Source organism: Ensifer sp. M14, assembly GCF_003355565.1.
Classification (GTDB): domain Bacteria; phylum Pseudomonadota; class Alphaproteobacteria; order Rhizobiales; family Rhizobiaceae; genus Ensifer.
This window is the reverse complement of record NZ_QJNR01000007.1, coordinates 131288-152757: the sequence shown is the minus strand read 5'-3', so window position 1 is coordinate 152757 and position 21470 is coordinate 131288. Positions and strand designations below refer to the sequence as shown.

Below are 21470 nucleotides of genomic sequence, written 5' to 3'. Positions count from 1 at the left end.
TGCGATGTGGAGGCATCGCACCATTGGGAGGAAATTATGAAAGCTGTATCCATTTCGGTTGCGCTTGCCGCAACCGGCCTAGCATTCGCAGCGTCTCAGGCGCAGGCGGCAGGCAGTCTCAATCTGATTTGCTCGGCGGACGTCGTCATATGCGAGCAGATGACCGCCGATTTCGAGAAGGAAAGCGGGATCAAGGTCAACATGGTTCGCCTGTCTTCGGGCGAGACCTATGCCAAAGTGCGCGCAGAAGCGCGCAACCCCAAGACCGATATCTGGTGGGCCGGCACCGGCGACCCGCATCTGCAGGCTGCATCCGACGGCCTGACGCTCGAATACAAGTCGCCGATGCTGGATCAGCTGCAGGATTGGGCGAAGAAGCAGGCCGAAGGCTCGGGCTACCGCACCGTCGGCGTCTATGCCGGCGCGCTCGGCTGGGGCTACAACACCGAGATCTTCCAGAAGAAAGGCTTCAAGGAGCCGAAATGCTGGGCCGACCTGCTGGACGCCTCGCTCAAGGGCGAGATCCAGATGGCAAACCCGAACTCGTCGGGCACGGCCTATACGGCGCTCGCCTCGCTGGTGCAGATCATGGGTGAAGATCAGGCGTTCGACTACCTGAAGAAACTCAACGCCAACGTCGCGCAGTATACCAAATCGGGCTCGGCACCGGTCAAATCGGCCGCCCGCGGCGAGGCCGGCCTCGGCATCGTCTTCATGCACGACGCCGTCGCGCAGACAGCCGAAGGCTTCCCGATCAAGGCAATCGCGCCGTGCGAAGGCACCGGCTACGAGATCGGCTCGATGTCGATCATCCGCGGCGCCAAGAACCTCGACAATGCCAAGGCCTGGTACGACTGGGCGCTGAAGCCTGAGGTGCAGTCGCGGATGAAGGATGCCAAGTCCTTCCAGCTGCCATCCAACAAGAGCGCGGAAGTGCCGAAGGAAGCACCGAAGTTCGAGGATATCAAGCTGATCGACTACGACTTCGCCACCTACGGCGATTCCGAAAAGCGTAAGGCTCTGCTCGAGCGCTGGGACCGCGAGGTTGGCGCCAACGCCAACTGACGCACTTCGGTTTGCGAGCGGCCGGATCGAAGGATCCGGTCGACCGCACCTCGAAAGACCGCAGGTGCCTCCGGCTCTCGCCAGCCGGCCCTGCACCATGATCGACATTCCAATAGTGAAGAGACGCGAGGACCGTGATGGAACATCGCAACCGTAGGCTCGACCTCACGCTCGGGCTTGGGCTGGCCGCATTTTTGGCTGTGCCCTGGTACCGCATCGAGGGAGGCTTCTTCGGCCTTGGCTGGCTTTCCAGCTTTCCCTCCGATGCTGCCGTGGCACCCGGCCTTGCGCAGATCTTTGCCCACGGACATTCGTGGCTCGCCGTCGCGCTCCTGCTTCTCGGCGCCTGCGCCGCCGCCCGGTTTGTCCGCGACCCGGATCGCCGCGGTCTGGTGCTGGCGGTGGCCGGTGCAACCGGCCTCCTGTTCATTGCTCTCCAAGGTCTGGCGATCGGCTTTACCGGCTGGACCTGGACCATCAGCGAGACCCTCTTCGGCCCGCTTGCCGACGGCCAACCTTCTATGGGCGCCGGCGCCGTGCTCGCTGCCCTCGCCTTCATCCTGATCTTTGCATTCGGGCTGGCCGAGCGCGGCGTCATGAAGGGCGATGCCTTCATCGTCGCGTCAATTTCGCTGCTCGTCTGCCTCGTCGTCGTCTTCGTGTTCTATCCCGTCGGCAGCATGTTTGCGGCCTCCGTTCAGGATTTCGACGGCTCGTTCAAGCCGGATGGCTTCCTGCGCAACATTCAGGACGGTTCGATCTGGAGCCTCGGCTGCGTCACCGGCGGCGAGCGTTGCGGTGTCGCCTGGCGCACGCTGTGGCTGGCGCTGATGACTGCGTCCGGCTCGACGTTGCTCGGTCTTGCTTTTGCGCTGGTCGCAACCCGGACCCGATTTCCTTTCAAGAAAGGCATGCGCCTGTTGACGGTCCTGCCGATCATCACGCCGCCCTTCGTCATCGGCCTCGCGCTGACCCTGCTCTTCGGTCGCGCCGGCGTCATAACCGAGTTTCTGTCCGACGCCTTTGGCATCGAGCCCGGACGCTGGCTCTATGGCCTCACCGGCATCTGGATCGCCCAGGTCCTGTCCTTCACCCCGATCTCATTCCTGGTGCTGATCGGTGTCGTCGAGGGCGTCAGCCCGTCGATGGAGGAAGCGTCGCAGACGCTTCGCGCCGACCGCTGGCGGACATTCTGGCACGTCTCGCTGCCACTGATGAAGCCGGGCCTCGCCAACGCCTTCCTGATTGGCTTCATCGAGAGCATGGCCGATTTCGGCAATCCGCTCGTGCTTGGCGGCAGCCATGGCGTGCTGTCGACGGAAATCTTCTTTGCCGTCGTCGGGGCGCAAAACGATCCGTCGCGCGCCGCAGTGCTCGCCATCATCCTGTTGTGCTTCACCCTGTCGGCCTTCCTTGCCCAACGCTACTGGCTGGCGGGCAAGAATTATTCGACCGTCACCGGCAAGGGCGACAGCGGCTCGCATATCGCCTTGCCCCGCTCGCTGTCGATCGGCGTGCACGCGGTGGTGATCCCCTGGATGATCTTCACGGTCGTCGTCTACGGCATGATCCTGTTCGGTGGCTTCGTGAAGACCTGGGGTCTCGATAACTCGCTGACGTTCGAGCACTATATCAAGGCCTTCTCGATCTCGGTGACCGACGGCGTGATCGCGTGGACCGGCGTTGCCTGGAACTCGTTCTGGACGACGATGGAGATCGCGCTGATCTCGGCGCCCTTGACGGCCCTTGTCGGGCTGCTGACCGCCTACCTGATCGTTCGGCAGCGATTTGCCGGACGGGATGTGTTCGAATTCGCGCTTATGCTGAGTTTCGCCATTCCCGGCACCGTCATCGGCATCAGCTACATCATCGCCTTCAACCTGCCGCCGCTCGAAATGACCGGCACGGCGCTGATCCTGGTTGCCTGCTTCGTGTTCCGCAACATGCCCGTCGGCGTTCGCGGCGGCATCGCGGCGATGAGCCAGCTCGACAAGAGCCTTGACGAAGCTTCTCTGACGCTCAGGGCAACCAGCTTCCGCACGCTGCGCAAGGTGATCCTGCCGTTGTTGCGGCCGGCCATCGTCGCTGCCCTCGTGTATTCCTTCGTCCGGGCGATCACGTCGATCAGCGCCGTCGTCTTCCTCGTCAGTGCCGAATACAACATGGCAACGTCCTACATCGTCGGCCTTGTTGAAAACGGCGAGTTCGGCGTGGCGATCGCCTACTCATCGGCCCTCATCGTGGTGATGATCACCGTCATCACCGGCCTGCAACTGCTTGTCGGCGAGCGCAAGCTCCGACGGGAGAACCGCGTCTTCGGCGCGGCTCCGGCCCGCGCCGCCGCCAAGACCCTTTCCCAGGAGAACCCCGCATGAGCACCCCACGCACCGGCTCGGTCGTCTTCCAGAACGTGCGCAAGCAGTTCGGCGCCTTCACCGCCATCCACGACCTTTCGCTCACCATCGAACCCGGCACCCTCGTCACCCTGCTCGGCCCATCCGGTTGCGGGAAGACCACCACGCTGCGCATGCTCGCGGGCCTGGAACACCCGTCCGCCGGCCGGATCCTGATCGGCGGCAAGGACGTCACCATGCTGCCAGCAAACGAACGCGACGTGTCGATGGTGTTCCAGTCCTACGCGCTGTTCCCGCATATGACCTCGCTCGACAACGTCGCCTATGGTCTCGAATCCTCCGGCATGAAGAAGAAGGAGGCGCGCGACCGGGCCGAGGAAGGGCTTAAGCTCGTCGGCCTCGGCGGCCTGGGCCAACGGCTCCCGGCCGAACTCTCCGGCGGTCAGCAGCAGCGCGTCGCCGTGGCGCGCGCGCTGGTGCTCGAGCCGCAGGTGCTGCTGCTCGACGAACCGCTCTCCAACCTCGACGCGCGGCTGCGCCGGCGGGTGCGAACGGAAATCCGCGAGCTGCAGCAGCGGCTTGGCTTTACCGCGGTCTACGTCACCCACGACCAGGACGAGGCGCTTGCGGTCTCCGACCGGATCATCGTGATGAAGGATGGCGAGATTGCCCAGGAAGGCGCGCCCCGCGAACTCTACGAGGCACCGGCATCCGCCTTCATCGCCGACTTCATGGGCGAAGCCAATGTGCTGCCCTGCGAAATCACTGCGTCCGATGCCGGCCTTGCCACCATCCGTGTCGGCGGGCTCGAACATCGGTTGCCGTCGCGCAACGCCCAGCCGGGCCCGTCGAAACTCGCCGTGCGGCCAAATGCCGTGACGCTGACGCCAGCGACCGGCGCGGCACTTCCGGGGACCATCAGCACGGCTGCCTACCTCGGCGGTCATATCGAGTATGAAGTTGAAACTCAGAATGGATTGCTATTCGTGGTTGATGATGCGATCGAGCAGATGCTATCTCCTGCGACCGAAGTCGCCATCGGCTTCCGCGATCGCGGCCTTGCTTTGATTACGGCATAATTTTCGAGACCGACACAGGAAGGACTTTTCGCATGACTTCGCCAATCGCGGGCCTTGAAGCCCGCTTCGCGCTCACCAAGACCGTTGCCGGTGAAGCCGGACGGCTTGCCCATGACTACTTCGTCCAGCGCGAAACACTGGTGATCGAGACCAAGGCTGACGCCCATGACGTCGTCTCGATCGCTGACCGCAACGTCGAGACACTGATCCGCGACCGCATCAGTGCCGCATTTCCTGACGATGGCGCGCTTGGCGAGGAACACGGCCTTGTCAGTGGCACGTCGGGCTTCACCTGGGTGATCGACCCGATTGACGGCACGACGCCCTTCGTCAACGGCATGCCCAACTGGTGCATCTCGATCGCCGTGCTTCATGCGGACAAACCGGTGATCGGCGTGATCCAGTCGCCCTGCCACGACGAGCTCTATGCGGCTGCGGCCGGTCACGGTGCGACGCTCAACGGCAAGACCCTGCGGCTCGATGCGACGCGGACGATCCGCGATGCGGTGACCGGTCTTGGCGCCAACAATCACGTGACACCGGCCGAAGTCGCCGGGATCGTCGAGCGCCTTCTTGAGGCCGGCGGCAACTTCATGCGCAACGGTTCGGGCGCGCTGATGATCGCCTATGTGGCCGCTGGCAGGCTCGTCGGCTACTATGAGCCCTACATGCACGCCTGGGATTGCCTGGCCGGCTATTGCCTTGTCAACGAGGCGGGCGGCTGGTCGCTGCCTTTCCCGACACAGGGCGACGCCTTGACCCGGGGAAGCGCCGTTCTGGTCGCAGCACCTGGCGCGATCGACGACCTGCTCAAGGTCGCGCAGCTGGAACGCAAGGCAGCCTAAAGCTTTACGACGCCGAACGCGATCAGCGCGCCTGCTTGTCGGTCTTGGCCGCCAGCAGGTTGACGAGCTCCATCGGGAACGGAAAGACGATCGTCGAGTTCTTTTCGCCGGCGATCACGTTCAAGGTGCTCAAATAGCGCAACTGCATGGCTTCAGGCTGCCGGGCAAGGATCTCGGCAGCCTCGAGCAGTTTTGCCGCCGCTTGCTGTTCGCCCTCGGCATTGATGACCTTGGCGCGGCGTTCGCGCTCAGCCTCGGCCTGGCGGGCGATGGCACGGACCATGCTTTCGTTGATGTCGACATGCTTGATCTCGACGGTCGCAACCTTGATGCCCCAGGCATCTGTCTGGCTGTCGAGAATCTTCTGGATATCCTCGTTCAACCGGTCGCGCTCCGCCAGCATTTCGTCGAGATCATGCTTGCCAAGCACCGAGCGCAATGTCGTCTGGGCGAGCTGGCTCGTCGCCATCATGAAATCCTCGACCTGGATCGTCGATTTTTCGGCATCGATCACCCTGAAGTAGAGGACCGCGCTGACACGGACCGACACATTGTCGTGCGAGATGACATCCTGGCTTGGAACGTCGAGCACACGGGTTCTGAGATCGACCCGCACCATCTGCTGAACATAGGGAAAGAGCAGGATCAGTCCCGGCCCTTTCACGCCGGTGAAGCGACCGAGGGTGAAGACGACGCCGCGTTCATATTCGCGCAGGATCCTGATCGCATAGGCGATCACGATCAGGACAAAAAACAGGATCGCCAGATAGGGAGCGAGGCTCCCAAGCATGTTCATGATCTCTACTCCTTCTACCGCAGGCGTCAGGCCTTCGCCTGGTCGCGCGCGACCTCAAGCGTCAGCCCGTTGCGGCCAACCACCTTCACGTTCTCTCCGGTTGTAAGCGCCTCGCTGCTGACGGCCTGCCAGCGCTCGCCGTGGGCAATGACATAGCCCTTGGCACCGGCCCAACTATCGACCTTGCCGGCGATCCCGATCATCTGCTCAGCTCCCGTGGCGACGGCACGGCGGCGGGAACCGAAGGCGAGGCGCCCGACGAGCAGACTGAAGCCGAGGCTGGCGATGCCGACACCGGCAAGCAACTGCCAGGATACCCCCAGCCCCGGCGTGTCCGTATCGAAAAGGATCGCGGCGCCAAGAACGATCGCCAGGGCACCGCCCGTCCCGAGCACGCCGAACGAAGGCGAATGTGCCTCTGCAACCAGCAGGCCGATGCCGAGCAGGATCAGGCCGACGCCGGCATAGCTGACCGGCAGAACGGCCAATGCGTAGAGGCCAAGCAGCAGACTGATCCCGCCGACCGTACCCGGCACGACGGATCCGGGCGTCAGGAACTCGAAGATCAGTCCATAAATGCCGATCATCATCAGAATGATCGCGATGTTCGGGTCGGTGATGACCGCAAGCAGACGCGTGCGCCAGTCGGGTACAAAAGCCTCCACGCCAAGCCGTGACGTTTCAAGCGTGATATCCGCCTGCCCGACACGGACAGTCCGCCCCTGCGCCTGCTTCAGCAGGTCGTCGATGGAAACGGCAGTGAAATCGACGACTTTCTGTTGAACGGCCGCCACTGCCGACAGGCTCGCAGCCTCGCGTACCGCCCGCTCGGCCCAATCGGCATTGCGCCCACGCAACTCGGCCAATCCGCGGATATAGGCGACGGCATCGTTCACCAGCTTTGCCTCACTTGCCGACTGGGTTTGCTGCGGTTGGCCTGCGGTGTCCTTGTCGTTTTCGCCTGGATGCTCATCCTCTTGTCGGCCAAACATGTCTCCACCAATGGCGATCGGCGTTGCCGCCCCGAGATTGGTTCCCGGCGCCATGGCGGCGATATGGCTTGCATAGAGGATATAGGTGCCGGCACTGGCAGCCCGCGCTCCGCTCGGCGCGACGAAACTGGCAACGGGAACCGACGAGGCGAGGATCGCCTGGATGATCTCGCGCATCGACGTATCGAGACCACCGGGCGTGTCCATTTGCAAAACGACAAGCGGCAGGAGCCGGTCGTTGGCCCGCTGCAAACCGCGTTTGACGTATTCAGCCGTTGCCGGACCGATTGCCCCCTTCAGATTGAGCACCAAGGCAACCCGCTCGGTTTCTGGCGCGGACGCTGCTGGAAACACGCATGTCGATATCAGGGCAAGCAACAGGCTGAGGATTCGCAACATCCGTCGTCAAAGCCTCGTATTGCGGGCGCCTTCGGCGAAGACGTCCCGCGGAGGCAATATTAGCACACCATAAAGTTAAGACGAAGCACAACACACCACCGCTCTCCGGACGGTGAGCAGGATGACAAAGTCCCGCATCGGGGCTATCTGCATGTCAGGACAACCGCATTGCTTCGCAGAAATGAACGCCATGGCGTGCTTGCCGACACGAGCCGCCTTCGACCTCTAGAGGAAACCCGCCCGCTTGGAGACAACACTCTATCTGCCGATCAAGCGCTTCCTCGAAAAGGCCGGATATTCCGTCAAGGGCGAGATCGGCGGCTGCGATATCCTTGCGCTCAGCGACGACGAGCCACCGCTCGTCGTGATCTGCGAATTGAAGCTGACGTTCAATCTGGAGTTGGTCTTGCAGGCGGTGGATCGGGCCAATGCCGGTGACGAGGTCTGGATCGCAGCACGCGTCTCGGCCAAGGGCAAGGGGCGCGAGAGCGACCGGCGCTTTCGCGATCTCTGCCGCCGGATCGGGCTCGGCATGCTCGCGGTTGCCGACAACGGCACGGTCGATGTGATCGTCGCAGCCTCTGCGGCCATGCCGCGCAAGAACCTGAAGAAGCGGGCGCGTCTCATCAAGGAGCACCACCGTCGCAAGGGCGATCCGACGCTCGGCGGCAGCACGCGCTCCCCGATCATGACGGCCTACCGCCAGCAGGCGCTTGCCTGCGCCGCCGCCTTGCAGAGCGGACAGCTGCGTCCGCGCGATCTGCGCGAAGCCGCCCCTGACGCCGCCAAGATCCTGCAAGGCAATGTCTATGGCTGGTTCGAACGGGTCGATCGCGGTGTCTATGCGCTCACTGAAGTCGGAGCGGAAGCGCTTCGGCGCTGGCCGCAAGGTCCTGTTTCGGGCACGTCAGAGACCGAGACAATGGCAACAGCGTCCGAAGACTGAACTGGCGCGGAGAGCACAGATGAACCTTCCCCTTCGGCTGCTCTGTCTTGGCCTCGGCTGGCTGATGGTCGGCTTCGCCGTCGCCGGCATCTTCCTGCCGATCCTGCCAACCACGCCGTTTCTGTTGCTGGCGGCGGGCCTGTTTGCCCGCGCCTCGCCACGGCTCGAGCGCTGGCTGCTGGAGCATCCGACATTCGGCCCTTCGTTGCGCCTCTGGCGCGAAAGCGGCGCGATACCCGCGCGAGCAAAAAAGATAGCCCTCGCCCTGATGGCGGTAAGCTTCGTCTTCTTCTACGCTGTCAGCAAGCCGAGCCTGCTCCTCGCGGCCGCCGTAGCAGGTGCGATGCTGCTACCGGCCCTATTCATCATCACTCGGCCGAGCGCCTGAGGGCTCGGGCTGGCGACAGGCACGCAAACACAAAGAGGTCGTCGGCCTGACGCAACCGATTATTCGCCGGGTCCAGCTTCAATCCTCTTGTCACCCGGATCAGTGGTGTCGTCGTTCAAGCCGCTCTTGAAACTGCGAATGCCTTTGGCGACGTCACCCATCAACTCCGGGATCTTGCCGCGGCCGAACAACAACAGCGCGACTGCCAGCACGATCACCCAATGCCAGATGCTAAAAGATCCCATATCGTTGCTTCCCTGATCCTGTCAGCCATCACGACGCCCGGCAACGGTCACCCGCCGCCGACCATCGAGACGCTAGCAGGCTATGGGGCACCAATCTTTGTCGGTTCGCAAACATTGAAAGGCGGCCACGGCCACTCGCTGCGTCGATCCGATCTCTGACCCTTGGCGCTTAGGCCCCATCAAAAGTTGCTGGCGTGAAGCTCCATCATCGCGCGGCGGAGGTCGTCGATCGGCGTCATGCCCGATGTCGTTGTGCCTTCCAGCTCCTTCGGCATCTTCCAGCCGGGATCTATGCCCTGCATGTTGGGCAATTCATGGGCGATGCCCTTGTGGCAATCGATACAGGTTGCCTTGCCGGACAGCAGGTAGCGCGTGTGAATGGTGGCGGCGCGTTCCGTCTGTTTCTGCAGGTCCATGGCCACGGACGAATGGCAGTTGCGGCATTCCAGGCTGTCATTGGCCTTCAGGCGCGCCCATTCGTGCTGGGCGAGTTCGAGGCGCTTTTCGAGAAATTTGGGCCGCGTGCTGATGGTCCCGAAGATCTTGCCCCAGACCTCCTTCGACGCCTGCATCTTGCGGGCGATCTTGTCGGTCCACTGGTGCGGTACATGACAGTCTGGACAAGACGCACGCACGCCGGAACGATTGGAGAAGTGGATCGTGCGCGTCAGCTCCTCATAGACGTTGTCCTTCATCTCGTGACAGGAGGTGCAGAATTTTTCGGTGTTGGTGATCTCGAGTGCCGTATTGAAGGCCCCCCAGAACATCACGCCACCGACGAAGCCGCCGAGCGTCAGAAACCCGAGGCTCAGCGTGCCCGCCGGCGTGCTGACAAGCCGCCACGCCCACAGGATAAGTCTCTTAATCCGCTCCATGGGCTCACTCGCTTCCGGCCGGCTTGACGCCGAGTTCGCTCATGTCCTTGAAACCATTGTCGACCAGCGGGCGAACATCCGCCTGCGGCACATGGCATGCAGTACAGAAATAGCGCCGCGGCGAAACGTCAGCGATCATCTGCCCATCGCGGGTCATGTAATGCGTCACGCTGATCATCGGCGCGCCGCTATCCTGCGTGAACTCGCGCTTGTGGCAGGAGAGGCAGCGATTCGTATTGACCGAGAGCTGATAACCCTCGATCGAATGCGGGATGATCGGCGGCTGGTCCGGATAGGCGCGCATCTTGCGTTTGTCGTCGACCACCCATTTCGGCAAGGTCGCGGCCGCCCCGGTTTCCATCTGCGGCGTCGGGCCTTCAAGCTGTGGCACCATTTGCTGGACGACCTGGGCAATCGCCGTCGTCGCTGCAAACAGGGCGAGGCCGATGGCAACGACCATCCATTCGGGTCGCTTCAAGCGACGGAGACGATCTTGACTGCGCATTTTTTGAAATCCGTCTGTTTGGAGATGGGATCCGTTGCGTCGAGTGTCACCTTGTTGATCAGCTGGCTCGCATCGAACCAGGGCACGAAGATCACGCCGGGCGGCATGCGGTTGCGGCCGCGCGTGTCGATGCGCGAGCGGATCTCGCCGCGCCGCGACAGGATCCGCACTTCCGCGCCCTGGTTGATGCCGCGTTTGCGGGCGTCGTCCGCGTTCATGAAGCAGCGGGCACCAGGGAACGCGCGGTAAAGCTCCGGAACGCGCATGGTCATCGAGCCCGAGTGCCAGTGTTCGAGCACGCGGCCCGTCACCAGCCAGAGATCGAACTCCTCGTCGGGCGATTCTGCCGGCGGCTCATAAGGCACCGCGAGAATGACCGCCTTACCATCCGGGCGACCGTAGAATTTGACGCCTTCACCGGCCTTCACATAGGGATCGTAGCCCTCACGGTAGCGCCAACGTGTCTCCTTGCCGTCGACCACCGGCCAGCGCAACCCGCGCTCCTCGTGGTAGCGGTCATAGGGCGCCAGATCGTGGCCATGACCGCGACCGAAGGTGGCATACTCCTCGAACAGTCCCTTCTGGAGGTAGAAGCCGAAGGCTTGGGCCTCGTTGTTGGCATAGTCTCCGCTGACTTCGCTCAAGGGGAAGCGATTGACCTCGCCGTTCTGGAACAGGACGTCATGCAGGGTCTTGCCCTTGAACTCCGGATTGGCCGCAAGGATTTCGGCCGGCCAGACTTCGTCGGTGATGAAGCGCTTGGAGAACTCGACCAGCTGCCAGAGGTCCGAGCGCGCCTCGCCCGGTGCCTGCACCAGCTGGTGCCAGACATGGGTGCGGCGCTCGGCATTGCCGTAGGCGCCTTCCTTTTCCACCCACATGGCAGCCGGCAGGATCAGGTCGGCGCTCATCGCCGTGATCGTCGGATAGGCATCGGAGACGACGATGAAATTCTCCGGGTTTCGGTAGCCCTGCCAGGTTTCATTGCTGGTGTTGGGAGCGGCCTGGATGTTGTTGTTGACCTGGACCCAGTAGAAGCTGAGCTTGCCGTCTTTCAGCATCCGATCCTGCTCGACAGCGTGATAACCAGGCTTTTCCGGGATGATCCCGTGCGGAATGCGCCAGATCTCCTCGGCGTGCTTGCGATGTTCCGGATTGGTCACGGTCATGTCGGCAGGCAGGCGATGGGCAAACGTGCCGACCTCGCGCGCCGTGCCGCAGGCGGAAGGCTGGCCGGTCAGCGAGAACGGGCTGTTGCCGGGCTCCGAGATCTTTCCGGTCAGGAGGTGGATGTTGTAGACCATCTGGTTGGCCCAGACGCCGCGCACATGCTGGTTGAAGCCCATGGTCCACAGCGACATCACCTTGCGCTGCGGGTCGGCGTAAAGCTCGGCCAGTTCCTCAAGGAAAGCCGGATCGACGCCGGTTAGTTCGGCGGTCTTCTTCAAGGTGTATTCCGACACGAAGGTTTTGAACGCCTCGTAGTCCATCGGCTCCATCTTGCCGGGGTCGGACGAATTGGCGGCCTTCACCTCGACCGGGTTGTCCGGCCGCAGGCCGTAGCCGATATCGGTGACGCCGCGCATGAAGGTCGTGTGCTTCTGGACGAAGTCCTCGTTCACCCGGCCCTTCTCGATGATGTAATTGGCGATGTAGTTGAGGATCGCCAGATCGGTGCCGGGTTTGAACACCATCGGGATGTCGGCGAGGTCCATGCTGCGATGGGTGAAGGTCGACAGCACCGCCACCTTCACATGCGGCTGGCCAAGCCGGCGATCGGCAAGCCGGGTCCACAGGATCGGATGCATCTCCGCCATGTTCGAGCCCCAGAGCACGAAGGCGTCCGCATGCTCGAAGTCGTCGTAGCAGCCCATCGGCTCGTCCATGCCGAAGGTGCGCATGAAGGCGTAGGCAGCCGAGGCCATGCAATGGCGGGCATTGGGGTCGAGGTTGTTGGAGCGGAAGCCGGCGCGCATTAGCTTGGTCGCCGCATAGCCTTCGAAGATCGTCCACTGGCCGGAGCCGAACATGCCGACGGCAGTCGGCCCTTTCTCCTTCAGCACCTTCTTGCACTGTTCGGCCATGACGTCGAAGGCTTCGTCCCAGCTCACCGCCTCGAACTCGCCGTCCTTGCTATACGCGCCGTTCAGCTTGCGCAGCATCGGCGTCTTCAGCCGGTCGGTGCCATACATGATCTTGGAGAGGAAATAGCCCTTGATGCAGTTGAGGCCGCGATTGACCTCGGCCTGCATGTCGCCGTGGGTGGCGACGACCTGCCCTTCCTTGACGCCGACCATCACGCCGCAGCCGGTGCCGCAGAAGCGACAGGGCGCCTTCGACCATTTGATTTCGAGCGCGCTGATGCCGCCGGGCACGGGTTGGGCGGCGGCAGGCAGCGCAATGCCGGCGGTGGCGGCGGCGATGCCGGCCGCGTGTGCCTTCAAGATGTCACGCCGCGTCAGTTCGGTGGTCATCGTCCGTCACTCCTTCCGTTTCGACATGTTCGAAAACCATGTTGGCGGCCACCACGCCGTCAAGCGTGGAGATCGTCGACAGGGCTTCGCCAAGCATGCCGGTACTCGTTCCCTCGATGACGACGACAATCTTGCCGCCCTCGTGTCCGTAAACCTCGACATTTTCCATGCGCGCCAGCGCGGCAAGGACTGCGTCCGCCATCGCCGGAAGAGCGACGACGACAGCGCTTGAGACATGATATTGCCGGGAACGATCAGGCATGGATGTCCTCCTCGTGCCGCTCGACGATGCCGATGGCGCTCACCGGACAGACGCCGATACAGGCGCCGCATCCACTGCAGCTGTCGACGTTCACATCAGGCAGGAATGGGCCGCCGGCCCGAGGGCGGAAGCGGATCGCCTCCTCAGGGCAGGCATCGCGGCAGGATTGGCAGGCGACATTGTTGCGTGCGAGACAGCCATCGCCGATGGCAACGACATGGGCGAGCCGCGTCGAGCCCAACACGGCGAATACCGGCTCCGGACAGACCCGCGCACAATCGCCGCAGAACGTGCATTCGCCGCCGGAAAAGTCGAGCGTCGGACGTTCGTCCCGTAATGAAATGATGTGGGTGGGACAGTGTTCCACGCACCGGCCGCACCCCGTGCACGCCGTCAGGCTTTCAAGCGTGACGCCCGGCGGCAGAACGCGTTTTCGCACTGCCTGCCGACCGAGAAACAATCCACGTCTGGTTGTCACCGCCCCCATCGATTACCTCAATGCCCGAGCGGGCCCGGAGGGCCAAAGATCATTTGATAGAACCAGACCAGGAAACCGTAACCGGCGACCGTGCCAACGGCAACGATCGGCCAGATGCCGAAAGCCAGCACGAGAAACGTCAGGAGCTCCTGGCGCCGGCGCGAGCGCGGCTCCTGCTCGGTCAAGTGCTGTGGAGGTACTTCTGACACGTCAGGCTCCCGGGCTCGTTGATCCGGAAGCATAGTAACAACCCGTGACGGAAAATAAAGCGGAACAAACTATACAATTATATTCATGTACAAAAATAACATCTGTCAATTCAAAGGGATATTTACCCCAGCAATTCCAGTGGTTCTTTGCAAATCAGGAGCAAGAACCACACTTCGTATTTTCGTAAATCACCATATGAAGGGAACAATGAAAGAACGACAGCCCACCGCAGGGCATCGGTGAAAGCGTCAGCCGTGCGCAGCTTGGTGACGTCGAAGGCATTGGATTTTGAAGAGAACTTGGCGATTCGCCGGTTCACCGATCGTAGATTTGCCGTAGCGAACAGGTTGTCGCACGACAATACTGTGCGCCGCCCAGCGGTTTTTCTTCCTCCCCGAACGACACGTCGGCCGTGCCACCTTCCCCGCGATTGCCGGTTGACAACCCGCATGAGATCAGGACACATATTGCATTACAAAGGGATCAATTCCTTAATAAGGGAATATACGGAGGACTAGGGGTGCCGGACTTGCTTGTGAGCTTGTATTCGCCGACGCTCGCCAATCTCAAGCGGAAAACCGACACGACAGGCATTCGCATTCGCCCGGCGCTTCCGCCCGAAATGCAAGTTGTCGTCGAATGGGTAAGGCAAAACTTCAGTGACAATTGGGCGAGCGAGGTTTCCGTCGCGTTTTCCCGCCAGCCGATTGCCTGCCTGATTGCGGTGGAAGGCGGAAAGCTGCTCGGCTTTGCCTGTTACGACACGACGGCACGCGGCTTCTTCGGCCCGACCGGGGTGTCGAGCGAAAGTCGTGGCCGCGGTATCGGCGTCGATCTGCTGGCCGCGTCGCTCGAGACCATGAAGACGCTCGGACACGCCTATGCCTTCATCGGCGATGCCGGTCCTGTCGATTTCTACGCCAAAACCATCGGCGCGGTCGCCATCCCCGCCACCGACAAGGGCATCTACGAAGGCATGCTTCGTAGCCCATCCAAATAATCATCTGAACATCGGAGCTTTCCCATGGCATCGACGCCGCTTGCCCTTTTCGTCGGACTTCCGAATCCCACACTCTCGGACGACGAGTTCGCGCTGTTTCGCGAAACCAATCCGCTCGGCCTCTTCGTCGGCCGCCGCAACCTGCGCGAGCCCGGCCAGGTCAAGGTCCTGATCGAGCGCTTCCGCGAGGCTGTCGGCCGTGAAGACGCGCCTGTCTTTACCGACCAGGAAGGCGGCCGCGTCCAGCACCTCGACGCCGGCCCCTGGCCGCTGTTCCGCAGCTTCGGCCAGTTTGCCGAATTGGCCCGCCATGACCTTGACCTCGGCCGCAGGGCGCTTCGCCTGTCATCGCAGGCCATGGGCACGATGATGACCGAACTCGGGCTTACCAGCGGCTGCTCGCCGGTTCTCGACCTCGTCTTCGAAACGACCAGCTCCGTCATCGGTGCGCGCTCCTTCGGTTCGGATCCCGATTTCATCGCAGCCCTTGGCCGCGAAGTGGTCGACGGCCTGCTCGAGACCGGCAACATGCCCGTGATGAAGCACATCCCCGGCCATGGCCGCGCGACGCGCGATTCCCACAAGGAGCGCCCTGTCGTCGACGCATCGCGCGAAACGCTCGAAGCGACTGATTTCAAGCCTTTCGTTGCCCTCAAGGATACGCCCTGGGCGATGGTCGCCCACGTCGTCTACTCCGCCTATGACAGCGAGCTGCCGGCCTCGATCTCGCCGACCATGCACGACGTGATCCGCAAGGACATGGGCTATGAGGGCGTGCTGGTCTCCGACTGCATCTTCATGGAATCGCTGCGCGGCACCTTGCCGGAGCGCGTGAAGCAGGTGCTCGACGCAGGCTCCGACATCGCACTCCACAGCCACGGCGACCTGGCCGAGAGCGAGGCTGCCGCCAGGGCCGCCCGCCCGCTGACGGAGGCTGCCCAGAAGCGGATCGCCGCCGGGCAGAGCCGGCTCGGCAAGCTCAAGGTCGATGTTCGCACGGCGCATGCCGAAGTCGAAGACATGTTCAACAGCGTTCTCGTCGCCTGACGGGAACGCCTTTCACCAATCAAGGGGGGAGAAACCATGAAAAAATCCATTCTCTGGGCAGCCACCGCGCTGACCCTTTTCGCTGCACCGGCGACGGCGCAGTCGGTCCTGACCGTCAACATCGAGCCGGCCACCACCTGGGTTCGCAACTTCAACCCGTTCAACCAGACATCGGCGCGCCAGAGCACACTCGACTTCATCTATGAGCCGCTGATCGTCTTCAATCGCTTCGACGACAACAAGCCGGTGTTCCGCCTTGCGGAAAGCTTCACGCTGTCCGACGACCTGAAGTCGATCGACTTCAAGCTGCGCCCGAACCTGAAATGGTCTGACGGCAAGCCGCTGACGGCTGCCGACGTCAAGTTCACCTACGATTACCTGAAGAAATTCCCGGCGCTCGATTTCGTCAGCATCTGGACGTTCATCACCGGTGTCGAGGCCGTCGACGGCCAGACCGTGCGCTTCACGCTCGCCAATCCGAGTTCGCTTGCCGCCGAGCAGCTGGCTCAGCTGCCGATCGTGCCGGAGCATGTCTGGAAGGATATCGCCGAGCCGGTGACCTTCGCCAACGAGACACCTGTCGGCAGCGGCCCGATGACGGAAATCCCGCGCTTCACCGGACAGACCTATGACCAGTGCCGCAACCCGCATTACTGGGATGCAGCGACCCTGAAGGTCGACTGCATGCGCTTCCCACAGCTCGCCGACAACAACCAGATCCTGACTGCGACCGCGTCGGGCACGCTCGACTGGGGTGTTTCCTTCATCCCGGATATCGAGAACGTCTACGTTGCCAAGGATCCGGAGCACTTCCATTTCTGGTACTCGCCGAGCAGCATGGTGGCATTCCTCTTCAACCAGGAAACCGCCAACGAGAACAACCGCAAGGCCTTCAACGACGTAAAGTTCCGTCGCGCGGCCTCGATGGCGCTCGACCGCGGCACCATGGTCGACGTTGCAGGCTACGGCTATCCGACGCTGAACGAAGATCCGGCCGGCATGGGCGAACTCTACAAGACCTGGGCCGATCCCTCGGTCGCAACCGATTTCGGCACCTACGGCAAGTATGACGCCGATGCCTCCAAGGCGCTGCTTGACGAAGCCGGTTATGTCGACAAGGACGGCGACGGTTTCCGGGACAATCCGGACGGCAGCAAGATCGCCTTCTCGATCATCGTGCCGAGCTCCTGGACCGACTGGATCGACACGGTGACGATCGCTGTCGAAGGCCTACAGGCCGTCGGCCTCGATGCCAAGATCGAAACGCCGGAAGAAGCTGTCTGGACCGGCAACCTCATCAACGGCACGTTCGACGCCGCGATCAACAGCCTGCCGGCATCCGCCTCGCCCTATTACCCCTACAAGCGCGCCTTCAGCGCCTCGGACAAGGGCAAGACGCGCTTTACCGCGCAGCGCTGGTTCAACGCCGACGTGGAAAAGCTCGTGACCGAGTTCACCCACACGGCCGACCTCGCCAAGCAGAAGGAAGCCATGAACAAGGCCCAGCGCATCGTTGCCGAAAACATGCCGATGATGCCGGTGTTCAACAATCCGAACTGGTACCAGTACAACACCAAGCGCTTCGAAGGCTGGGTGACGGCGGAGACCCCCTTCGTCAACCCGTCGATCACCCGTAACAACCCGGCGCGACTGCTGCACTTGCTGGCACTTAAGCCGGTCAACTAAACATCCCAGGACTGGCGGGAGCGGCTCACGATCGGGCTGCTCCCGCCTCCGCGCCGGCCTCGAGAGCAGACCCGCTCCGCGATCAAGGGCCTGCGCCGTTTCAAAGCGTTTCTGCCGCCTATCCTGCCGGTAACAGGATCAAGGCGCAGTCGATGGAGTCCCCATGGCTTTCCTGCTTCGCCGCCTATGCTTCTATCTGGCAGCCTTCGTCGCGGCGGCGACGATCAACTTTTTCCTGCCGCGGCTGATGCCCGGTGACCCAGTGCAGATCATGTTTTCGAGCGCAGGCGCGGAACTTCCGCCTGAAAGCCTGCAAGCGCTGAAACTGACCTTCGGCTTCGTCGACGGCCCGCTGTGGCAGCAATACCTGACCTATCTCGGCAGCATCTTCAGCGGCGATCTCGGCCGCTCGATCAAGTATTTCCCGCTGCCGGTGTCGACGGTTCTGGGCAATGCGCTGGTCTGGACTGTTGGCCTGATGGGCACGGCGACGATCATCAGCTTCACGCTCGGCACCTTCCTCGGCATCCTCGCCGCCTGGCGCCGCGGCAGCCTTTTCGACGTCATCGTTTCGGTGGGTGCGATCTTCGCGACCTCGGTTCCAGCCGTCGTCACCTCGCTGATCGTTGTGTTCTTCTTCGGCTTTACGCTGAACTGGTTCCCGACGGGTTATGCCGCCGACCCGGCGCTCGATCCGGCCTTCACGCTGCAATATATCGGCAGCGTGCTCTACCACGGCCTCCTGCCGATGCTGACGCTCTGCACGGTGCTGACCGGCGGCTTCGCCGTCACCATGCGCAACAACATGATCAACCTGCTCGGCGAGGACTATATCGTCATGGCCCGGGCGAAGGGCCTTTCGGACGGCCACGTGATGCTCTGGTACGCGGCGCGCAACGCGCTGCTGCCGACCGTGTCGAGCCTGGCCATCGCCATCGGCACTGTTCTCGGCGGCTCGCTGGTGACCGAAGTCGTGTTCAACTATCCGGGCCTCGGCAACATCCTCTACCAGGCGATCCTTGCCCGCGACTACCCGGTTATCCAGGGACAGCTCTTGATCATGACCGCGACTATGCTGGTTGCCAATTTCATCGTCGACGTCAGCTATGTGCTGCTCGACCCCCGACTGAAGAAGGCTTGAGATGAAGACCAACCCCTTCGGATTGATCCGCAATCGCAAGGCTCTGGTCGGCGTCGGCATCATCGCCTTCATCCTTCTCGTGGCGATCGCCGCACCGCTCCTCACCCCCTACGATCCGGGCGCGCGCGTCGGACGGCCGCATCAGGCGCCCTCGCTTGCCCACTGGCTCGGCACCACCCGCATCGGCCAGGATGTGTTCACGCGGCTGATCTATGGCGCCCGTACCTCGCTTGCCGTCGGCTTCGGCGCAGGCCTGCTCATCACCATCGTCGGCACGGCACTCGGCATTCTCGCCGGCTATCGCGGCGGCAAGGTCGACGAGGTCATCAGCTTCTTCACCAACATGGTGCTGGTGGTTCCCAACCTGCCGCTGCTCCTGGTGCTCGCGGCCTTCATCGGCCAGGCCAGCCCCTGGGTCATCGCGCTGATCCTTGGCGGAACGTCCTGGGCCTGGGGCGCGCGCGTCACCCGCGCCGAGACGCTTTCCGTCAAGCAGAAGGACTACGTCAAATCGGCGGAGATGATGGGCGAGCCGCGCTGGCGCATCATGACCTTCGAGATCTTTCCCAACCTGATCTCGATCGTCGGCATCAACTTCATCGGAAGCGTCATTTTCGCGATCATCACTCAAGCGACGCTGGAGTTTCTCGGCCTTGGCGATCCGAAGGTCGTCTCCTGGGGCACCATGCTCTATGCCGCGCAGAAAGCGTCTGCGCTTTCGGTCGGCGCCTGGTGGGACATTCTCACGCCCTGCTTCGCGCTTGCCTTCCTCGGCATCGGCCTGTCGCTTCTGAACTTCGCCGTCGACGAAATCGCCAATCCGCGGCTGCGGACCGGCAACCGTCTCGGGCGCTGGTCCGCGCTCATTCGCTCCGGGGAGGGCCGCCTGTGACCGCGCCACTGCTATCGGTGAAGAACCTGACGATCGATTATATCGGCGAGGAGAAGGACTTTCGCGCCGTCGACAATGTCTCCTTCGACGTTGCGCCGGGCGAAGTCTTCGGCCTTGCCGGCGAATCCGGCTGCGGCAAGAGCACCATCGCCTTTGCCATCAGCCGACTGCACAAGCCACCGGCACTGATCCGGCGCGAAAGCACCATCCTGCTGAACGGCCGCGACGTGCTCGACCTCCATGACAGAGCCTTGCGCGATTTCCGCTGGCGCGAGGTCGCCATGGTGTTCCAGAGCGCGATGAACTCGCTCAATCCGGTATTGCGGATCGAGCAGCAGTTCTATGACGTGCTGAAGACCCACAAGAACATGAGCCGGGCACAGGCGCGCGACCGCACCGCCGAAATGCTGAAGCTCGTCGACATCGCGCCGGATCGCATGCGCGACTACCCGCATCAGTTTTCCGGCGGCATGCGCCAGCGCATCGTCATCGCCATCTGCCTGGCGCTCGACCCGCGGCTGGTGGTCATGGACGAGCCGACAACGGCGCTCGACGTCGTCGTCCAGCGAGAAATCCTGCAGCGGATCAACGAGCTGCGCCGCAGCCTCGGCTTTGCCGTGCTGTTCATCACCCACGATCTCGGCCTGATGGTGCAGTTCTGCGACCGCATCGGCATCATGCTCGCCGGCAAACTCGTCGAGCAGAACACGGCGGAAGCGATCTACGGATCGCCTGAGCACGACTACACCAAGCAACTCTGGGCTTCTTTCCCGTCGCTCCATGGAGGCGTCCTGCTATGACCGGCCAGCCTATCCTTGCCCTCGACAGGGTCACCAAGACATTCGGCAATGGGCCGGGCGCTGTTCATGCGGCGCGTTCGATCTCGTTCTCCCTGCATGCCGGCCGGGCGCTGGCACTTGTCGGCGAGTCCGGTAGCGGCAAGACCACGTGCGCCCGCATGGCGATGCGCGAATACCTGCCAACGGACGGAAAAATCCTGTTCAAGGGCAAGGCGGTCGAAGCCGCCAACGCCGCAGAGGCGGCCCACTACCGACGCGCGGTGCAGATGATTTTCCAGGATCCGTTCGCCTCGCTCAATCCCGCCCACACCATCGCCTATCATCTGAAGCGGCCGCTGCTGCTGCACCGCCCTGACGTCAAGCGGTCAGAGATCGACGCGACGGTGCGTGCGCTGCTGCAGCAGGTGAAGCTAGATCCCGACCTTGTCGCGCCGAAATACCCGCACGAGCTTTCCGGCGGCCAGCGCCAGCGTGTCAACATCGCCCGTGCGCTCGCCGCCAAGCCGGAAGTGATCGTCGCCGACGAGCCGACGTCGATGCTCGACGTCTCCGTTCGCCTCGGCGTGCTCAATCTTCTGAGTGAGATGAAGCAGGAGATGAAGCTTGGCCTGCTCTACATCACTCATGACATCGCCACTGCCCGCTATGTCGCCGAGGAAATCGCAGTCATGTATGCCGGCCAGATCGTCGAGTGGGGCAATGTCGGCAAGGTGATCGACAGCCCCGCCCACCCCTATACCAAGCTCCTGCTTTCCGCGGTCCCCGACCCGGACATCCGCTTCGACGACCCGAGCGTGCGGCTGCGCCCGGAGGATGTGGAAGACATCCGCCGCCAATCGGCCATGACCCAGGATAGGATTGTCGAGGTCGACACCGATCATTTTGTCCGCGCCGCCTGAAGCAGCTCCGACTTCCAGCCTGCCGACCGGGCTTCCTCCCAGGACTTAAAAACACAACGCCCCGCTTTAGAGCGGGGCGTTGTGTTTGGGCA

Annotated in this window: 22 protein-coding genes; 13 read left to right on the top strand and 9 right to left on the bottom strand. The window is 62.6% G+C overall.

Annotation, left to right across the window (positions count from 1 at the left end; genetic code table 11):
• Nucleotides 1-36: 36 nt before the first annotated feature.
• The 4 genes from BLJAPNOD_RS22500 (at nt 37) to BLJAPNOD_RS22485 (ending at nt 5343) form a co-directional block, all read left to right on the top strand.
• Complete coding sequence (locus BLJAPNOD_RS22500) at nt 37-1065, top strand: ABC transporter substrate-binding protein (protein ID WP_077502492.1); 1029 nt, start codon at nt 37-39, stop codon at nt 1063-1065.
• A 137-nt stretch (nt 1066-1202) separates the two neighbouring features.
• Nucleotides 1203-3440 (top strand): iron ABC transporter permease, encoded by a 2238-nt coding sequence (locus BLJAPNOD_RS22495; RefSeq protein ID WP_115421549.1) that lies wholly within the window; start codon nt 1203-1205, stop codon nt 3438-3440.
• Complete coding sequence (locus BLJAPNOD_RS22490; RefSeq protein ID WP_115421548.1) at nt 3437-4498, top strand: ABC transporter ATP-binding protein; 1062 nt, start codon at nt 3437-3439, stop codon at nt 4496-4498. Before BLJAPNOD_RS22495 ends, BLJAPNOD_RS22490 begins: the two co-directional genes overlap by 4 nt.
• Nucleotides 4499-4530: 32 nt before the next feature.
• Complete coding sequence (locus BLJAPNOD_RS22485; protein WP_115421547.1) at nt 4531-5343, top strand: inositol monophosphatase family protein; 813 nt, start codon at nt 4531-4533, stop codon at nt 5341-5343.
• A gap of 22 nt (nt 5344-5365) precedes the next feature.
• On the opposite strand, the gene BLJAPNOD_RS22480 is transcribed toward BLJAPNOD_RS22485, so the two are convergent.
• Nucleotides 5366-6139 carry a slipin family protein gene (locus tag BLJAPNOD_RS22480; protein WP_115421546.1) on the bottom strand — a complete coding sequence of 258 codons (774 nt, stop codon included), beginning with the start codon at nt 6137-6139 and terminating at the stop codon, nt 5366-5368.
• A gap of 26 nt (nt 6140-6165) precedes the next feature.
• Nucleotides 6166-7530: a nodulation protein NfeD gene (locus BLJAPNOD_RS22475; RefSeq protein ID WP_115421545.1), complete on the bottom strand. Its 1365-nt coding sequence runs from the start codon at nt 7528-7530 to the stop codon at nt 6166-6168.
• A gap of 244 nt (nt 7531-7774) precedes the next feature.
• On the opposite strand from BLJAPNOD_RS22475, the gene BLJAPNOD_RS22470 reads away from it, so the two are divergent.
• Complete coding sequence (locus BLJAPNOD_RS22470) at nt 7775-8476, top strand: DUF2161 family putative PD-(D/E)XK-type phosphodiesterase (RefSeq protein ID WP_115421544.1); 702 nt, start codon at nt 7775-7777, stop codon at nt 8474-8476.
• Between the two features lie 19 nt (nt 8477-8495).
• Nucleotides 8496-8864 carry a YbaN family protein gene (locus tag BLJAPNOD_RS22465; RefSeq protein WP_077502499.1) on the top strand — a complete coding sequence of 123 codons (369 nt, stop codon included), beginning with the start codon at nt 8496-8498 and terminating at the stop codon, nt 8862-8864.
• Nucleotides 8865-8923: 59 nt separating this feature from the next.
• Here BLJAPNOD_RS22465 and BLJAPNOD_RS22460 read toward each other — a convergent pair whose 3' ends face one another.
• The 7 genes from BLJAPNOD_RS22460 to napE form a co-directional block, all read right to left on the bottom strand.
• Nucleotides 8924-9109 (bottom strand): twin-arginine translocase TatA/TatE family subunit, encoded by a 186-nt coding sequence (locus BLJAPNOD_RS22460; RefSeq protein WP_077502500.1) that lies wholly within the window; start codon nt 9107-9109, stop codon nt 8924-8926.
• Between the two features lie 179 nt (nt 9110-9288).
• Nucleotides 9289-9984: a NapC/NirT family cytochrome c gene (locus tag BLJAPNOD_RS22455; RefSeq protein WP_077502501.1), complete on the bottom strand. Its 696-nt coding sequence runs from the start codon at nt 9982-9984 to the stop codon at nt 9289-9291.
• Between the two features lie 4 nt (nt 9985-9988).
• On the bottom strand, nt 9989-10489 hold the full coding sequence (locus BLJAPNOD_RS22450) for a nitrate reductase cytochrome c-type subunit (protein ID WP_077502502.1): 501 nt from the start codon (nt 10487-10489) through the stop codon (nt 9989-9991).
• Nucleotides 10459-12963 (bottom strand): periplasmic nitrate reductase subunit alpha, encoded by a 2505-nt coding sequence (gene napA / locus BLJAPNOD_RS22445; protein ID WP_077502503.1) that lies wholly within the window; start codon nt 12961-12963, stop codon nt 10459-10461. The genes BLJAPNOD_RS22450 and napA overlap by 31 nt, the downstream gene beginning before the upstream one ends.
• Nucleotides 12938-13225: a chaperone NapD gene (locus BLJAPNOD_RS22440; RefSeq protein WP_077502504.1), complete on the bottom strand. Its 288-nt coding sequence runs from the start codon at nt 13223-13225 to the stop codon at nt 12938-12940. Before BLJAPNOD_RS22440 ends, napA begins: the two co-directional genes overlap by 26 nt.
• Nucleotides 13218-13703, bottom strand: a complete 486-nt coding sequence (gene napF / locus BLJAPNOD_RS22435; RefSeq protein WP_244611050.1) for a ferredoxin-type protein NapF — start codon at nt 13701-13703, stop codon at nt 13218-13220. The genes BLJAPNOD_RS22440 and napF overlap by 8 nt, the downstream gene beginning before the upstream one ends.
• Before the next feature lie 17 nt (nt 13704-13720).
• Nucleotides 13721-13912 (bottom strand): periplasmic nitrate reductase, NapE protein, encoded by a 192-nt coding sequence (gene napE, locus BLJAPNOD_RS22430; protein WP_244611049.1) that lies wholly within the window; start codon nt 13910-13912, stop codon nt 13721-13723.
• A gap of 521 nt (nt 13913-14433) precedes the next feature.
• Between napE and BLJAPNOD_RS22425 the strand changes: the two genes are divergently transcribed.
• The 7 genes from BLJAPNOD_RS22425 (at nt 14434) to BLJAPNOD_RS22395 (ending at nt 21378) form a co-directional block, all read left to right on the top strand.
• Nucleotides 14434-14913, top strand: a complete 480-nt coding sequence (locus BLJAPNOD_RS22425) for a GNAT family N-acetyltransferase (RefSeq protein ID WP_115421541.1) — start codon at nt 14434-14436, stop codon at nt 14911-14913.
• Nucleotides 14914-14937: 24 nt separating this feature from the next.
• Nucleotides 14938-15960: a glycoside hydrolase family 3 N-terminal domain-containing protein gene (locus BLJAPNOD_RS22420; RefSeq protein ID WP_077502508.1), complete on the top strand. Its 1023-nt coding sequence runs from the start codon at nt 14938-14940 to the stop codon at nt 15958-15960.
• A gap of 36 nt (nt 15961-15996) precedes the next feature.
• The gene (locus BLJAPNOD_RS22415; RefSeq protein ID WP_115421540.1) at nt 15997-17646 is read left to right on the top strand and encodes an ABC transporter substrate-binding protein; all 1650 of its coding nucleotides are present in this window, start codon (nt 15997-15999) and stop codon (nt 17644-17646) included.
• 163 nt (nt 17647-17809) lie between these two features.
• Nucleotides 17810-18787: an ABC transporter permease gene (locus BLJAPNOD_RS22410; RefSeq protein ID WP_077502510.1), complete on the top strand. Its 978-nt coding sequence runs from the start codon at nt 17810-17812 to the stop codon at nt 18785-18787.
• Between the two features lies 1 nt (nt 18788).
• Nucleotides 18789-19679, top strand: coding sequence for an ABC transporter permease (locus BLJAPNOD_RS22405; RefSeq protein WP_115421539.1), 891 nt, complete (start codon nt 18789-18791; stop codon nt 19677-19679).
• Nucleotides 19676-20479 (top strand): ABC transporter ATP-binding protein, encoded by an 804-nt coding sequence (locus BLJAPNOD_RS22400; RefSeq protein ID WP_115421538.1) that lies wholly within the window; start codon nt 19676-19678, stop codon nt 20477-20479. The genes BLJAPNOD_RS22405 and BLJAPNOD_RS22400 overlap by 4 nt, the downstream gene beginning before the upstream one ends.
• Nucleotides 20476-21378 carry an ABC transporter ATP-binding protein gene (locus tag BLJAPNOD_RS22395; RefSeq protein WP_115421537.1) on the top strand — a complete coding sequence of 301 codons (903 nt, stop codon included), beginning with the start codon at nt 20476-20478 and terminating at the stop codon, nt 21376-21378. The genes BLJAPNOD_RS22400 and BLJAPNOD_RS22395 overlap by 4 nt, the downstream gene beginning before the upstream one ends.
• Nucleotides 21379-21470 lie beyond the last annotated feature (92 nt).

Coding starts and splice junctions, on each gene's coding strand:
- BLJAPNOD_RS22500 (WP_077502492.1), top strand. CDS start 37: ATGAAAGCTGTATCCATTTCGGTTGCGCTTGCCGCAACCGGCCTAGCA.
- BLJAPNOD_RS22495 (WP_115421549.1), top strand. CDS start 1,203: ATGGAACATCGCAACCGTAGGCTCGACCTCACGCTCGGGCTTGGGCTG.
- BLJAPNOD_RS22490 (WP_115421548.1), top strand. CDS start 3,437: ATGAGCACCCCACGCACCGGCTCGGTCGTCTTCCAGAACGTGCGCAAG.
- BLJAPNOD_RS22485 (WP_115421547.1), top strand. CDS start 4,531: ATGACTTCGCCAATCGCGGGCCTTGAAGCCCGCTTCGCGCTCACCAAG.
- BLJAPNOD_RS22480 (WP_115421546.1), bottom strand. CDS start 6,139: ATGAACATGCTTGGGAGCCTCGCTCCCTATCTGGCGATCCTGTTTTTT.
- BLJAPNOD_RS22475 (WP_115421545.1), bottom strand. CDS start 7,530: ATGTTGCGAATCCTCAGCCTGTTGCTTGCCCTGATATCGACATGCGTG.
- BLJAPNOD_RS22465 (WP_077502499.1), top strand. CDS start 8,496: ATGAACCTTCCCCTTCGGCTGCTCTGTCTTGGCCTCGGCTGGCTGATG.
- BLJAPNOD_RS22460 (WP_077502500.1), bottom strand. CDS start 9,109: ATGGGATCTTTTAGCATCTGGCATTGGGTGATCGTGCTGGCAGTCGCG.
- BLJAPNOD_RS22455 (WP_077502501.1), bottom strand. CDS start 9,984: ATGGAGCGGATTAAGAGACTTATCCTGTGGGCGTGGCGGCTTGTCAGC.
- BLJAPNOD_RS22450 (WP_077502502.1), bottom strand. CDS start 10,489: ATGCGCAGTCAAGATCGTCTCCGTCGCTTGAAGCGACCCGAATGGATG.
- napA (WP_077502503.1), bottom strand. CDS start 12,963: ATGACCACCGAACTGACGCGGCGTGACATCTTGAAGGCACACGCGGCC.
- BLJAPNOD_RS22440 (WP_077502504.1), bottom strand. CDS start 13,225: ATGCCTGATCGTTCCCGGCAATATCATGTCTCAAGCGCTGTCGTCGTC.
- BLJAPNOD_RS22420 (WP_077502508.1), top strand. CDS start 14,938: ATGGCATCGACGCCGCTTGCCCTTTTCGTCGGACTTCCGAATCCCACA.
- BLJAPNOD_RS22415 (WP_115421540.1), top strand. CDS start 15,997: ATGAAAAAATCCATTCTCTGGGCAGCCACCGCGCTGACCCTTTTCGCT.
- BLJAPNOD_RS22410 (WP_077502510.1), top strand. CDS start 17,810: ATGGCTTTCCTGCTTCGCCGCCTATGCTTCTATCTGGCAGCCTTCGTC.
- BLJAPNOD_RS22405 (WP_115421539.1), top strand. CDS start 18,789: ATGAAGACCAACCCCTTCGGATTGATCCGCAATCGCAAGGCTCTGGTC.
- BLJAPNOD_RS22395 (WP_115421537.1), top strand. CDS start 20,476: ATGACCGGCCAGCCTATCCTTGCCCTCGACAGGGTCACCAAGACATTC.